The sequence below is a fragment of the Roseateles sp. GW823-FHT07B05 genome, assembly GCF_058794515.1.
The window spans coordinates 375,874-388,403 of the sequence record NZ_JBXAGX010000001.1; the positions used below are offsets into that span (position 1 = coordinate 375,874).

Here is a 12,530-nt window from a genome sequence, read left to right on the forward strand (position 1 = left end):
CCGGACTCTAGCGGGCCAATCACGTGCATTTTCCCGTCCGGCCCGGCAGGCGCTCACTTCCTCATCAAGGTGCTCTTGCCGAACAGCGACTCGATGAGGTCCAGCGCCACCTGGGCGGTCTGGTTGCGCACGTCCAGCGCGGGGTTCAGCTCCATCAGGTCCAGCGACGCGAGCCGGCCGGTGTCGTGGATCATCTCCATGCACAGGTGGGCTTCGCGGTAGGTCGGGCCGCCGTCCACCGTGGTGCCCACGCCGGGCGCCATGACGGGGTCGAGGAAGTCGACGTCGAAGCTGACGTGCAGGTGGGTGTTGTCGTCCAGCGTCGCCAGCGCCAGCTCCATCGTGTGGCGCATGCCCATCTCGTCGATGAAGCGCATGTCGAAGACTTCCAGGTCCTGCTCGTGCACGAAGCGGCGCTCGCCTTCGTCGACGCTGCGGATGCCGATCTGGCGCACCCACTTGGGGCTGATGGCCGGCACGTGGCCGCCGATCTCGATGAGCTGCTGCGGCCCGAAGCCGCACAGGCAGGCCACCGGCATGCCGTGGATGTTGCCGCTGGGGGTCAGCGCGCTGGTGTTGAAGTCGGCGTGGGCGTCCAGCCACAGCACGCGCAGCTTCTTGCCGACGTCGCGGCAGTGGTGCGCCACGGCGGCGATGGAGCCCAGGCCCAGGCAGTGGTCGCCGCCCAGCAGGATGGGCATGCGGCCGGTCTTGAGCTCGCTGTAGACGGCGTCGTGCACGGCGGTGTTCCAGGCGACGACCTCGTCCAGGTGGCGGTAGCCGTCCACGGGCGGCAGCCAGGGGTTGGCCGGGCCGGCGAGGTTGCCGCGGTCCAGCACGTCCACGCCGCGTGCGCGCAGCGCCTCGGCCAGGCCGGCCACGCGCATGGCCTCGGGGCCCATGCTGGCGCCGCGGGCGCCGGCGCCGATGTCGGTGGGGGCGCCGATGAGGGAGACGTTGCGCAGTTTGGTCATGGCTTCAAGGAGAGTTGATGCTGGCGAGTTCGGGTTCGGCTTCGAGCAGGGCCCAGGCTTCCTCGGCGGTCTCGACGTAGTGGAAGAGCTGCTCGTCGCCGGGGCTGATCATCCCGGTCTCGAGCAGCAGCTCGACGTTGAGCAGCCGGCTCCAGAAGTCGCGCCCGAACAGCAGGATGGGGCGGCGGCGGCTCTTGCCGGTCTGGATCAGCGTCAGCGACTCGAACAGTTCGTCCAGCGTGCCGAAGCCGCCGGGGAAGCACACCAGCGCGACGGAGCGCATCAGGAAGTGCATCTTGCGCAGGCCGAAGTAGTGGAAGCGGAAGCACAGCTCCGGCGTGATGTACGGGTTGGGGTACTGCTCGTGCGGCAGCACGATGTTCAGCCCCACGCTCTTGCCGCCCACTTCGTAGGCGCCGCGGTTGCCGGCTTCCATGATGCCGGGGCCGCCGCCGGTGGCGACGACGACGGGCCGGCCGCGCCGGGCGCTCTCGGTCGTCACGATCTGCGCGAAGCGGCGGGCTTCCTCGTAGTAGCGGCTCATGGCGAGCTTGCTGCGGGCGATGCGCAGCTGGGCCTCGTCACCGCTGGCCTCGGCGGCGCTGACCAGCGCCTGCGCCGCCTCGGCGGACGGGATGCGCGCGCTGCCGAAGATGACGACGGTGGACTTCACGCCCTGTTCGTCCTGCAGCAGCTCGGGCTTCATCAGCTCCAGCTGCATGCGCACGGCGCGCATGTCCTGGCGCAGCAGGAAGCTCTCGTCCTTGAAGGCCAGCTCATAGGCGCTGCCCGGGCCGTCGTAGTCGGGGTGGGGTTGCAGCGTGCGGCATTCTTCCTTGGCGGTCGGGAAGTTGCGCGTCGGGACGTCGGTAGGCTTCATGGGCGTGAGCATTGTGGGCAGGTCAGCGCTGGATTTTGTGCCCCAAAACAAGGCTGCCGCGGGATTTCATCCAGCGCCGCAGACGCTGCACTGCGGGTCGCGCTGCATCGCGATCTCGCTCCACTGCATGCGCCGGCCGTCCAGCATCAGCAGCCGCCCGCGCAGCGGCTCGCCGATGCCGGCCAGGACTTTGAGCGCCTCGGCCGCCTGCACGCTGCCGACGATGCCCACCAGCGGCGCGAACACGCCCATCGTCGAGCAGGCCGCGTCCTCGAAGCCGGACTCGGGCGGGAACAGGCAGGCGTAGCAGGGGTGCTCGCCCGAGCGGCTGTCGTAGACGCTGATCTGGCCGTCGAAGCCGATGGCCGCGCCGGAGACGAGCGGCCGGCCGTGTCGCACGCAGGCTGCGTTGACGAGGTGGCGGGTGGCGAAGTTGTCGGTGCAGTCGATGACGACGTCCACGCTGGGCACTTCGGCGTCCAGCAGCGCGGCGTCGGCCTTCTCGCTGAGCGCGCGCACCTGCACGGCCGGGTTCAGCGCCGCCATGCGCGCCGCGGCGGACTCGACCTTGAGCCGGTTCAGGCTGCCCATGTCGTGCGCGATCTGGCGTTGCAGGTTGGTCAGCGACACGGTGTCGTGGTCCACCAGCGTGATGCGGCCCACGCCGGCCGACGCGAGGTACAGCGCCACCGGCGAGCCCAGCCCGCCGGCACCGATGACCAGGGCGCTGGCGTCCAGCAGCCGCTGCTGACCCTCGATGCCGATCTCGTCGAGCAGCAGGTGGCGCGAGTAGCGCAGCAGGTCGTCGTCGTTCATGGGCGGCAGGATAGCGCCGCCTCTGCGGTACAAACGCGGCCGAAAAGAACAGTGCAGGGAGAGGTCCATGGTGATCGGAAAGTACGCGGCCGTGCTGGCGGCGGCAGTGGTGCTGGCGGGTTGCGCGGTGCAGGGCGGCCAGGCGGGCCGGCCGATGACGGTGGGCCTGGACGAGGCGGAGCTGCTGGGCCAGACGGTCGGCAGCTTCAAGCTGGCCGACGGCGGCGAGGGGCGGCTGCGGCTGTTCAACGGGCGCTACACGATCAAGCTGCAGCGGCATTTCAAGGTGCTGGCGGTCGAGCAGGCGCAGGTGGCCAAGGTGCTGGCCGCCGAGGCGGTCGGCGGGCGCACGCTGCTGGTCGTCGAGAAGGGCACGAACGGCTGCCCGTACAAGACGCAGCTGTTCGCCATCCAGGGCGGCGAGGCCTTGAGCTGGGACTTCGGCGACTGCCGCACGCAGCCGGAGATGCGCTTCGGCGCCGACGAGGCGACCTTCGACCACGTGCAGGGTCGCCGCGTCACGCGTTTCACCTACAAGGACGGCCGCCTGCTGCGTGGCGACTTCACGCTGCCGGCGGAGCCGGCCGCGCCGCCGGCCCAGGCCCAGACCCAGGCGCAAGGCAGTTCGCCGCCGCCGGGCGGCCCGCGCTACGTGCCGGGCCTGCCGGTGAGCGCCGCGCCGCTGCTCGGCGCTGCCGCGCCCGCGGCGCCCGATCGCCCCGCCGCCACGGCGCGCCCCGCGCCGGCCGCCGCACCGGCGCCGGCACCCAGGCCCGCGCCGGCACCGGTGTTCACGAGCCAGGAGCAGAAGCCCATCCGCATCGTGCTGGACAAGTGAGCCAGGGAGCCCGGGCATGACCTACCGACAGACGCTGGCCGTGGCGCTGCTCACGGCGCTGTACCTGTGCTGCGAGCTGGCCTTCAACGCGCGCCTGCTGGACGTGGTGGGCGGCTCGGCCAGCCCGGCCGAGGTGCACCACATCGAAATCTTCGGCCGCGGCCTGTCCGGCATCGCCGTGGCGCTGGTGCTGCTGCAGCTGCTGCTGGGCGCGCGGGCCCGCTCCGGCCGGCGCACGCCCAGCGCGATGGCGATGCTGTTCTGGTGCCTGCTCAGCGCCGGGCTGGTGTACGGCTCGCTGCAGCTGCTGGTGGACCACCTGGTGGCGCGCAGCGACGCGCAGATGCGCCGTACCAGCCTCACCATCGTGCTCGTGCAGCGGGCGTTGGTGAACGGGCAGGTGCAGCTCGACGGGCTGGACGACGACCCCGGCCTGTTCGCCCGCCCGGAGGGCAAGGCCTTCCTGGCGCTGTTTCCGGCCATGGCGGTGTCGGTGGAGCGGCTGGACGACAAGGTGCGCGACGTCAAGCTGGAGCTGATCTCGCGCGGCGTGCTGGGGCGCCTGGGCCAGGCGCAGGGCGTGTACCGCCAGTACGAGCAGGCGGTGGCCCAGCTGCGCGAGCAGTACGAGCGCTACCGCCGCGCGCCCGGCCCGGTGGACCTGGAGGCCGAGATCCCCAGGCGCCAGGACGAGGCCTGGAACGACTACCTCGCCGACCTCGGCAAGCGCGGCTGGACGCCGTCCACCGTGCCGGGCATGGCGCGCCGCAACGTGCTGCAGAAGGTGCGCGCGCGGGTGCCGGTGCCGGCCGACTGGCAGCTGGGCGACGAGGCGGGCTTCCGCGAGGCCGTGGCCACGCAGGTGCGCCGGCAGGCCGGCCAGGCCGCGGGCCGGCTGGTCGTCGGCGGCCAGCCCGTGCCGCCGGGCCTGGGCTGGGAGGCCTTCTTCGGCCATGCCGGCGTGCAGGCGGAACTGCGCAAGCGGCTGCAGCTGCCGGCGCGCGTGACGCTGCTGCCGGCCTACGGCAGCGCCGAGCTGTTCGAGAAAGGCGTCGTGCAGCCGCTGGTGCGCGAGGTGGCCCAGCGCGAGCTGGCCGCCTACGAGGCGCCGGTGAAGGCGTTCGAGCCCGGCGGTGCGCACTTCCAGAAGGGCGAGGACGCGGCGCGCGCCGTCATCGTGCCGCCGGTGGCGCTGTTCTTCTCGCTGCTGGGCGCCATCGGCCACCTGGCCAAGCTGGTGTACCTGCTGCTGCGGCTGGTGACGGGCGCCGTGCCGGCCTGGCGCGGGCTGCGCCGGCTGTGGCTGGTGCCGGTGGGGCTGCTGGCGGCGAGCGCGGCCGGGCTGTCGCTGGCCAGCAATGCGGTGACCGACAGCCGGCTGTACGGCTACATGCACGCCCAGGTGCTGCACGGCGCCGGGGACGACACCGCCGGCCGCGCCCAGGCCCGCGCGCTGCTGACGGGGCTGCACTGGGTGGCCGTGGGCCAGGGCCTGGGCTATCCGGTCAATGAGTGGGTTCGCACCCACGTGTTGCACAACTTCGATTTCGGCTATGAACCACCTTCCCGCTGACGCCGCCCGCCGGCCTTCCCCGCTGCTGACGGCGCTGTTGGCCGCGGCGCTGCTCGCGGCCCCGGCCGCGCCGGCCTGGGCCGGCTGCCACGGCCTGCAGCTGCACGCGCACCGCGGCGCGCCGGGCGGCCCCGAGAACTCGCTGAGCGCCGTCCAGCAGGCCTGGGACGGCGCCTGGGATGGCGCCGAGATCGACGTGCAGCAGTTGCGCGACGGCCAGTGGGTGCTGCACCACGACCTGAAGCTCGGCCGCACCACCAGCCTGCAGGGCCGCGCCACCACCGAGCTGGCGCCCGAGGCGTGGCGCGAGGTGCGCATGAAGGACCGCCAGGGCCGCCTGGTGGCCGAGGCCGCGCCCTTCCTGGCCGACCTCACGGCCCAGCTGCCCGCGCGCGACGACAAGGTGCTCAACATCGAGCTCAAGCAGCTCAACCTGAGCTGCCAGGCCGCCGAAGGCGCCGCCCAGGGCCTGAGCCGCAGCCGGCCCGACGGGCGCTGGTTCCTCACCGCCATCGACCGCCGCGTGCTGCAGTGCGTGCGCCGCGCCGACCGGCAGGGCTACCTGGGCCTGATCGTGCTGGACCCGCAGGCCCTGGCGCGCGAGGCGCCCGCACGCGCCCAGGCGCTGGCCCAGCGCGTCAAGCCGCCGGTGCTCGACCGCGCCTGGCTGCAGCGCCTGCAGCAGGAGGTGGGTACCCCGGTGGGCGTGCACGTGGACATCAACACGCTGGGCGCCAACCCGGCCCTGCTGGCCGATGCGCTGGCGCTGGGCGTGCCGGTGTTCACCTACCACCTCGGGCCGGACCGCGAGCACGCGTCGGCGCTGCGGCGCCAGGCCCGCGGCAGCGGCCTGCTGCCCACGGGCGCCATCATCGACGGCACGCCCGCCGCCTTCTGCGACCAACTCGGCCAACCCTGATGGACAGCACCTCCACGCCCGCCGGCATCGGCCGCGTCCGCGCCCAGGTGGGCGCTCATCTGGAGCCGGTCACGCGCTTCGGCACGGCGGACCTCGTCGAGGAGGCGCCCGAGCAGGCGCTGGCCGTGCCGCTGACGCTGACGTCGGACCAGGACGTCACGTTCGCCATCGACATCCAGCGCGGCCCCGGCGCGCTGCCGGCCGGCACGCAGAAGCTGGCGGGCGAGGCCGCGGTGGACCAGACGCTGCAGGCCTGGCTGGCCACGGCCCGCCAGCAGGCGCCGCAGGCGCTGCAGCGCTGGGCCGAGGCCGACACCGGCAGCTACCGGCGTCTGCTGCCCGGTGCCGCCGGCTTCCTGACAAGCCCGGGCGCCGTCGGGCACGAGCACCGCTGCACCACCTGCGGCGGCAGCTGCCAGGTCACCTGCGGCGCCTGCCACGGCCAGGGCCAGCTGCGCTGCAACACCTGTTCCGGCGACGGCCGCGTGAACTGCCACTACTGCCACGGGCGCAAGCGGCAGAACTGCATCAACTGCAGCGGGCGCGGGCAATGGAACGACTACGAGACGCGCCAGGTGTGGGACGCGTCGCGCAGCAGCTGGGTGTCGGTCACCGACACCATCCACCGCAGCTGCCTGACCTGCAACGCCAGCGGCACCACCACCTGCCACTACTGCGAGTACGACGGCAAGGTCAGCTGCTCGGGGTGCTTCGGCCGCGGCCACAACCCGTGCAACACCTGCCGTGCGACCGGCCGGGTGGACTGCGACGCCTGCCGCGCGACCGGCATCCAGCACCGCCGCGGCACCCTCGCGGCCCGGGCCGAGCGCGAGGAGACGCTGACCATCGACACGGCCGATGCCGCGTTGCGCGCGCTGGTGCTGCAGCGCGTGCCGCTGGCGGACCTGCCCGCGCTGGGCGCGCTGCTGCGCGTGCGCCACCAGGTGGCGGGCGCCGGCGTGCGCAGCACGCACGAACTGCGGCTGGACGTGCACCGCGGCACGCTGCGCGCCGGGCAGGAGTCGTTCGTCATCCACGGCTTCGGCCCGCAGACGCGCATCTTCAGCTTCGAGAACATCGCGTCGCGGCTGCTGGCCGACGACCTCGTGGCGCTGGAGCAGGCCGTGGCGGCCGCCTCGGGCTGGCGGCGCCAGCGCGGCAACGGGCTGCTGGACCACCTCGGCGACTTCCTGCGCTCCGAGCTGAACCTGCTGCTGGGCGAGCGCATGGGCGACGCCGGCAGCACGCCGGAGCAGGCGGCCCAGGCCGTGGAGCGCCAGTTCGCGGGCATGGTCGATGCCGACTACGTCACCCGTGCCACGCAGGCGCTGCGCCAGGCCGTGGCCAAGGTGTATGCCTCCGAGCTGATGGAGCCGTCGGCCTACCTGCTGGGCCTGGTGGCGCTGGCCGCGGCGGCGATGTTTGCGCTGGGCTGGCCGCTGTCCAACCCGTGGGCGGCGGCGGGCGTGGCGCTGGGCGGTGGCGTGCTGGCCTGGTTCGGGCTGGAGTGGCTGACGCAGCGGCGCATCCGCCGGCCGTTCGAGGGCGACTACGGCCGCCGGCTGGTGGCCCAGCTGCGTGCCAACGGCAGCGTCAGGCGCTGGCGGGTGGGCATGGTGACGGCGGGTGCCGTGGCCGCCATCGGCGCGGCGCAGCTCGTGCCCTGGCTGCCCTACGTGGGCGATCACCAGCGCCAGCAGCGCGACACGGCGGCCGTGCAGGGGCAGCTGGCCCAGTGGGGGCGCCAGGCCACGCCGGACTTCCGGCTGCGCCAGTACCCGGCGCAGCCGGCGCTGCTGGCACGCGCCGAGGCGGGCGACACGCGGGCCCAGCTGGTGCTGGCCTGGCGGCTGCTGCTGGGCGCGGGCGGCGTGGGCAAGGACGTGGCCGCGGCTGGCGAGTGGCTGGAGCGCGCGCGCCCGGGCGCGTCGGGCGACAACCTCTGGCGCGCCGCGCACGCGGTGCAGGTGCTGAACCAGGAGGCCCTGCCCGACGCCATCCGCGCCGCGGCGGCCGACCTGGGCCGCGCGGCCGACGCCGGCCTCGTCGAGGCCCGTTACTGGGAGGCGCGCATCTACCTGATGCCGGGCAGCCCGCTGCACGACCCGCGCCGCGCGCAGCAGGCGCTGGCCCAGGCCGCGCAGCTGGGGCACGCGAATGCGGCGTTGCTGCTGGGCCAGCGGCTGGAGTCCGGCGACGGCCTGCGGCGCGACCCGTCCGCCGCCCGGCGCTGGCTGCAGCAGGCCGCGGCGGCGGGGCTGAAGCCTTAGCCGCGGCGGGCGCCTACGCGTCGGGCCACAGCGGCTCGCTCATGCTGCGCCGCATCGCCTCGATGAAGTAGCGCAGCCGCGCCGGTGGCGCCGGCGGGTTGGGGTAGAGCAGGTGCACCGGCAGCGGCGTGCCACGCCAGCGCGGCAGCAGCTGCACGAGTCGGCCCTCGGCGATGTCCTGCTGTACCGACCAGCCCGACAGCAGCGCTGCGCCCAGCCCCTGCCGCGCCGCCTCGCGCGTGGCGTAGAGGCTGTCCGTCGCCAGCACGGGGCGGATGGCCAGGCGCTGGCGCACGCCGTCGTCGCGCTCCAGCGGCAGCTCGTGGCGGTAGAACGTGGAGATCGCGATCCACGGCAGCCCGGCCAGCGCGTCGGGTTCGTCGATGCGCCGGCCGGCCACCAGTTCGGGCGCGGCCACCAGCACGCGTGGCACGCGTGCCAGCGGGATGGCAACGACGGCGCCCTCGGCCGTGCCGCCGACGCGGATCGCGCAGTCCAGCCCCTGCTCGATGAAGTTGGGTGCGGCATCGTTCAGCAGCCAGTCCACGCGCAGGCCCGGCGCGTCCTTCAGCGCGCGCACCAGCGGGCCGACGAGGTGCTCCTGGCCGAACGCATGCGGCACCTGCACGCGCAGCAGGCCCTCGGGCCGCGCCGGCTCGGCGCGCAGCGACTGCTCGAAGCACTCCCATTCGACGGCCAGCGCCTTGGCGCGCGCGTAGGCGCGCTCGCCGGTCTCGGTCAGCCGCAGTGCATGCGTGGAGCGCTGCACCAGCGGCTGGCCGAACTGGCGCTCCAGCGCCTGCAGCCGCCGGCTGACGGTGGGCTGCGTCGTGCCTAGCTGGCGCGCCGCGGCCGACAGGCTGCCGGCCTCGACGATGCGGATGAAGGTCTGCATGAGCAGCAGGCGATCAACGGACGTGGTGTTCATGCGTGCAGCGTATGACAGTCAGTCGGGCTCTGCGTCTAGCAGGGAGATGGCCGGCTCGCCACACTGCGCACCCATGAAGTCCACCCCTCAGATCACCCCCCTCAGCGGCACGCTGACCGTGCTGCTCGCCACGGCCACCGGCCTGGCCGTCGCGTCCATCTACTACGTGCAGCCGCTGCTGGGGCTGCTGGCCGCGCAGTTCGGCGTGGGCAGCGCCGCCATCGGCCTGCTGCCCACGCTGACGCAGCTGGGCTACGGCCTGGCCATCCTGTTGCTGTCGCCGCTGGGCGACCGCTACGACCGGCGCCGCATCATCGTGCTGAAGGCCTCGGGCCTGGTCGCCGCGCTGGCCTTCGCGGCCGTGGCGCCGGGGTTCGCGACGCTGTGCGCCGCCAGCATCGCCATCGGCCTGATGGCCACGCTGGCGCAGGACCTGGTGCCCGCCGCGGCGACGCTGGCGCCCGAGGCGGAGCGCGGCAAGCGGGTGGGGCAGGTCATGACGGGGCTGCTGCTGGGCATCCTGCTGTCGCGCGTGGCGGCCGGCGGCGTGGCGGCACTGGCGGGCTGGCGCGCGGTCTACGGCGTGGCCGCCGTGGCGGTGGCGCTGCTGATCCCGCTGCTGTGGCGCAGCCTGCCGCGCTTCGTGCCGGCCTCGCAGGCGGGTTACGGCTCGCTGATCGCGTCGATGGCCGGGCTGTGGATGAAGCACCCGCCGCTGCGGCGTGCGGCGCTGGCGCAGGGGCTGCTGTCGGTCGCGTTCAGCGCGTTCTGGTCGACGCTGGCGCTGGTGCTGGCGGGGCCGGAGTTCGGCCAGGGCAGCGCCGTGGCCGGCGCATTCGGGCTGGCGGGCGCGGCGGGTGCGCTGATCGCGCCGCTGGCCGGCGGGCTGGCGGACCGGCGCGGGCCGCAGGCGGTCATCCGCGTGGGCGCGCTGCTGGTGTTCGTTGCGTTCGCGGTGCAGGCGGTGGCGCCGGCGTCGCTGTGGCTGCTGGTGTCTGTGGCGGTGGTGTTCGACCTGGGCGTGCAGGCAGCGCTGGTGTCGCACCAGAGCGTGGTCTACGCACTGGATGCGGCATCGCGCAGCCGGCTCAACGCGGTGCTGGTCAGCGTGATGTTCGTCGGCATGGCGGCGGGCGCGGCGCTGGGGTCGGTGCTGCTGGCCCAGGTGGGCTGGCGGGCGGTGCCGGTGCTGGGGGCCGTGGCGGCGGTAGGGGCCTTGGCGGTGGCTCGGCGGCGCTGAGCCGTGGACGTTTCGCTGGCAGTTCTGCTGCTCGCTGCATTGCCGGGAGTCCCGCCTGGCGGCGGGGTAACTTTCTTCTGCGGGGCCAGAAGAAAGTCACCAAAGAAGAGGCCCTGAACCGCACACGAGCGCGACGCCGCCAGCAGCGGCGCGCGAAAACACCCATCTGTACGGCGGGACGAAGCGAGCCGCTGCGCTCTCGCGTCTGACTTGTGGCGAGCGCCATCCATCGCACTGGCGGTCCGTTCGACGCGCGGCTGCACGCCGTGCTCACCAGAACAGCCCCATGCAGCGCCGCCCGAGCGGCGCGGTTGTTCGGTATTCCGGCGGGTCGGCGTCGGCGTGCAGCCGCGACTTGAGCGGCGCGAAGGTCCTAGTTGTGTTGCTCGGGACAAGTGGTGGGCGAGAGCGCAGCGGTTCGCGTCGGGGTGTGGTCCGGTTCGAGCTTTGCGAGCGAGTCATCCCGCCCTCGCGGGGCGGATTCCCGCGGCACTGCGCCGGGTCAGAAGGACGCTCGCAAAAGCATCCAACCCCAACGAAAAACGGGCCTCACATGGAGGCCCGTATTCAAACTCGGAGTACTACCTCGACCTACTCGGTCGTCTTGGCTTCCGCCTTGCGCTCCAGCGGTGCCTTGGAGGCGATGACCGGCTGGCCCTTGAGCTTGTTCAGCGCCTGCATCAGCGGGAAGTCCTCGGCCGAGCCGAACTCCGGCAGCGGCTTGGGCGGCTCGGCGCGCTTGGCGTACTCGGCCTCCAGCTTCTGGCGGGCTTCCTCGCGGGCCTTTTGGCGCGCCTCGTTGTCTTCGGGGCCGTTGTTCAGGTGCTTCTCAAGGTCGGCCTCGCGCATGCGCAGCGCGGCGAAGACATTGCCCTCGGCGGTCTCGTCCAGCTGCACGTCGGGCACGATGCCCTTGGCCTGGATGGAGCGGCCGCTGGGCGTGTAGTAGCGCGCCGTCGTGATCTTGAGCGCCGTCTCCGGGCTCAGCTGGCGGATGGTCTGCACCGAGCCCTTGCCGAAGGTCTGCGCACCCATGACGGTGGCGCGCTTGTGGTCCTGCAGCGCGCCGGCCACGATCTCGCTGGCGCTGGCCGAGCCTTCGTTCACCAGCACCACCAGCGGCACGTTCTTCAGCGCGGCGGGCAGGCGCTTGATCGGGTCGTCACCGCCGCGGCGGCGGTAGTCCTCGGGGTCGGCCTTGTAGCTGGCCTTGGACTCGGGGATCTGGCCGTTGGTCGACACGACTTCCACGCCCTTGGGCAGGAAGGCCGCCGAGATGGCGACGGCGCCGTCCAGCAGGCCGCCCGGGTCGTTGCGCAGGTCCAGCACCAGGCCCTTGAGGTTGGGCTCCTGCTTGTAGATCTCTTCGAGCTTCTTCGCGAAGTCGTCGACCGTGCGGTCCTGGAACTGGCTGACGCGCAGCCAGGCGTAGCCGGGCTCGACGACCTTGGCGCGCACGCTCTGGACCTTGATCTCCTCGCGGACGATGGTCACCGGGAAGGTGCGGTTCTCGGACTTGCGGTAGATCGTCAAGCTGACCTTGGTGGCCGGGTCACCGCGCATCTTCTTGACGGCCTGGTCGATGCCCAGGCCGCGCACGGCGGCGTCATCGATGCGGCTGATCAGGTCGCCGCTCTTCAGGCCGGCGCGGAACGCGGGCGAGCCTTCGATGGGCGAGACGATCTTGACCAGGCCGTCTTCCATGCCGATCTCGATGCCCACGCCGACGAACTTGCCGGATGTGCCCTCGCGGAATTCCTTGAAGCTCTTCTTGTCGAAGAACTGGGAGTGCGGGTCCAGGCCGGCCACCATGCCGCCGATGGCGTCGTTGATGAGCTTCTTCTCGTCGACCTGCTCGACGTATTCCGCCTTCACGAGGCCGAAGACGGCCGCGAGCTGCTGCATTTCGTCCAGCGGTAGCGGGGAGAGGCTGCTGCGCGCATTGGCCTGCAGCTGCATCGTGGTGAGGGCGCCTGCGACGGCACCGAGGGCAACCCAACCCGCAACTTTCAATTTGGAGCTCATGAAGCCGAGTCCTCTATCAACATGATCCTGTCGAAACAGCTTGACAGGTGGGGCCGAGTGTAGCCCT

At 72.6% G+C, this 12,530-nt stretch carries 10 protein-coding genes; 5 read left to right on the forward strand and 5 right to left on the reverse strand.

The window, feature by feature from the left end:
* Positions 1–53: 53 nt before the first annotated feature.
* The 3 genes from rocF to AC1Q7O_RS01645 all read right to left on the reverse strand — a co-directional run bounded on the left by rocF (position 54) and on the right by AC1Q7O_RS01645 (position 2,670).
* Complete coding sequence (rocF, locus tag AC1Q7O_RS01635; RefSeq protein ID WP_492662319.1) at positions 54–974, reverse strand: arginase; 921 nt, start codon at positions 972–974, stop codon at positions 54–56.
* A 4-nt stretch (positions 975–978) separates the two neighbouring features.
* Positions 979–1,854, reverse strand: a complete 876-nt coding sequence (locus AC1Q7O_RS01640; protein ID WP_492662318.1) for an LOG family protein — start codon at positions 1,852–1,854, stop codon at positions 979–981.
* A 66-nt stretch (positions 1,855–1,920) separates the two neighbouring features.
* On the reverse strand, positions 1,921–2,670 hold the full coding sequence (locus AC1Q7O_RS01645) for a HesA/MoeB/ThiF family protein (protein WP_492662317.1): 750 nt from the start codon (positions 2,668–2,670) through the stop codon (positions 1,921–1,923).
* Between the two features lie 67 nt (positions 2,671–2,737).
* Here AC1Q7O_RS01645 and AC1Q7O_RS01650 point away from each other — a divergent pair, with 67 nt between their 5' ends.
* From AC1Q7O_RS01650 to AC1Q7O_RS01665, 4 genes are read left to right on the forward strand one after another with little or no spacing between them, the layout of a single operon-like run.
* Positions 2,738–3,508 carry a hypothetical protein gene (locus AC1Q7O_RS01650; RefSeq protein WP_492662316.1) on the forward strand — a complete coding sequence of 257 codons (771 nt, stop codon included), beginning with the start codon at positions 2,738–2,740 and terminating at the stop codon, positions 3,506–3,508.
* A gap of 16 nt (positions 3,509–3,524) precedes the next feature.
* Positions 3,525–5,081, forward strand: a complete 1,557-nt coding sequence (locus AC1Q7O_RS01655; RefSeq protein WP_492662315.1) for a hypothetical protein — start codon at positions 3,525–3,527, stop codon at positions 5,079–5,081.
* Positions 5,062–6,000, forward strand: coding sequence for a glycerophosphodiester phosphodiesterase (locus tag AC1Q7O_RS01660; RefSeq protein ID WP_492662314.1), 939 nt, complete (start codon positions 5,062–5,064; stop codon positions 5,998–6,000). Before AC1Q7O_RS01655 ends, AC1Q7O_RS01660 begins: the two co-directional genes overlap by 20 nt.
* A complete protein-coding gene (locus AC1Q7O_RS01665; RefSeq protein ID WP_492662313.1) occupies positions 6,000–8,270 on the forward strand; it encodes a hypothetical protein in 2,271 nt (756 codons plus the stop codon). The genes AC1Q7O_RS01660 and AC1Q7O_RS01665 overlap by 1 nt, the downstream gene beginning before the upstream one ends.
* A gap of 13 nt (positions 8,271–8,283) precedes the next feature.
* Here AC1Q7O_RS01665 and AC1Q7O_RS01670 read toward each other — a convergent pair whose 3' ends face one another.
* Positions 8,284–9,198 carry a LysR family transcriptional regulator gene (locus AC1Q7O_RS01670; protein ID WP_492662312.1) on the reverse strand — a complete coding sequence of 305 codons (915 nt, stop codon included), beginning with the start codon at positions 9,196–9,198 and terminating at the stop codon, positions 8,284–8,286.
* Between the two features lie 73 nt (positions 9,199–9,271).
* Between AC1Q7O_RS01670 and AC1Q7O_RS01675 the strand changes: the two genes are divergently transcribed.
* Positions 9,272–10,438: an MFS transporter gene (locus AC1Q7O_RS01675; protein ID WP_492662311.1), complete on the forward strand. Its 1,167-nt coding sequence runs from the start codon at positions 9,272–9,274 to the stop codon at positions 10,436–10,438.
* 591 nt (positions 10,439–11,029) lie between these two features.
* Here the strand turns inward: AC1Q7O_RS01675 and AC1Q7O_RS01680 are convergent.
* Complete coding sequence (locus AC1Q7O_RS01680; RefSeq protein WP_492662310.1) at positions 11,030–12,463, reverse strand: S41 family peptidase; 1,434 nt, start codon at positions 12,461–12,463, stop codon at positions 11,030–11,032.
* Positions 12,464–12,530 lie beyond the last annotated feature (67 nt).

Bases quoted from the DNA above. Each gene is read 5' to 3' on its own strand.
- rocF (WP_492662319.1), bottom strand. From the start codon at position 974: ATGACCAAACTGCGCAACGTCTCCCTCATCGGCGCCCCCACCGACATC.
- AC1Q7O_RS01640 (WP_492662318.1), bottom strand. From the start codon at position 1,854: ATGAAGCCTACCGACGTCCCGACGCGCAACTTCCCGACCGCCAAGGAA.
- AC1Q7O_RS01645 (WP_492662317.1), bottom strand. From the start codon at position 2,670: ATGAACGACGACGACCTGCTGCGCTACTCGCGCCACCTGCTGCTCGAC.
- AC1Q7O_RS01650 (WP_492662316.1), top strand. From the start codon at position 2,738: ATGGTGATCGGAAAGTACGCGGCCGTGCTGGCGGCGGCAGTGGTGCTG.
- AC1Q7O_RS01655 (WP_492662315.1), top strand. From the start codon at position 3,525: ATGACCTACCGACAGACGCTGGCCGTGGCGCTGCTCACGGCGCTGTAC.
- AC1Q7O_RS01660 (WP_492662314.1), top strand. From the start codon at position 5,062: ATGAACCACCTTCCCGCTGACGCCGCCCGCCGGCCTTCCCCGCTGCTG.
- AC1Q7O_RS01665 (WP_492662313.1), top strand. From the start codon at position 6,000: ATGGACAGCACCTCCACGCCCGCCGGCATCGGCCGCGTCCGCGCCCAG.
- AC1Q7O_RS01670 (WP_492662312.1), bottom strand. From the start codon at position 9,198: ATGAACACCACGTCCGTTGATCGCCTGCTGCTCATGCAGACCTTCATC.
- AC1Q7O_RS01675 (WP_492662311.1), top strand. From the start codon at position 9,272: ATGAAGTCCACCCCTCAGATCACCCCCCTCAGCGGCACGCTGACCGTG.
- AC1Q7O_RS01680 (WP_492662310.1), bottom strand. From the start codon at position 12,463: ATGAGCTCCAAATTGAAAGTTGCGGGTTGGGTTGCCCTCGGTGCCGTC.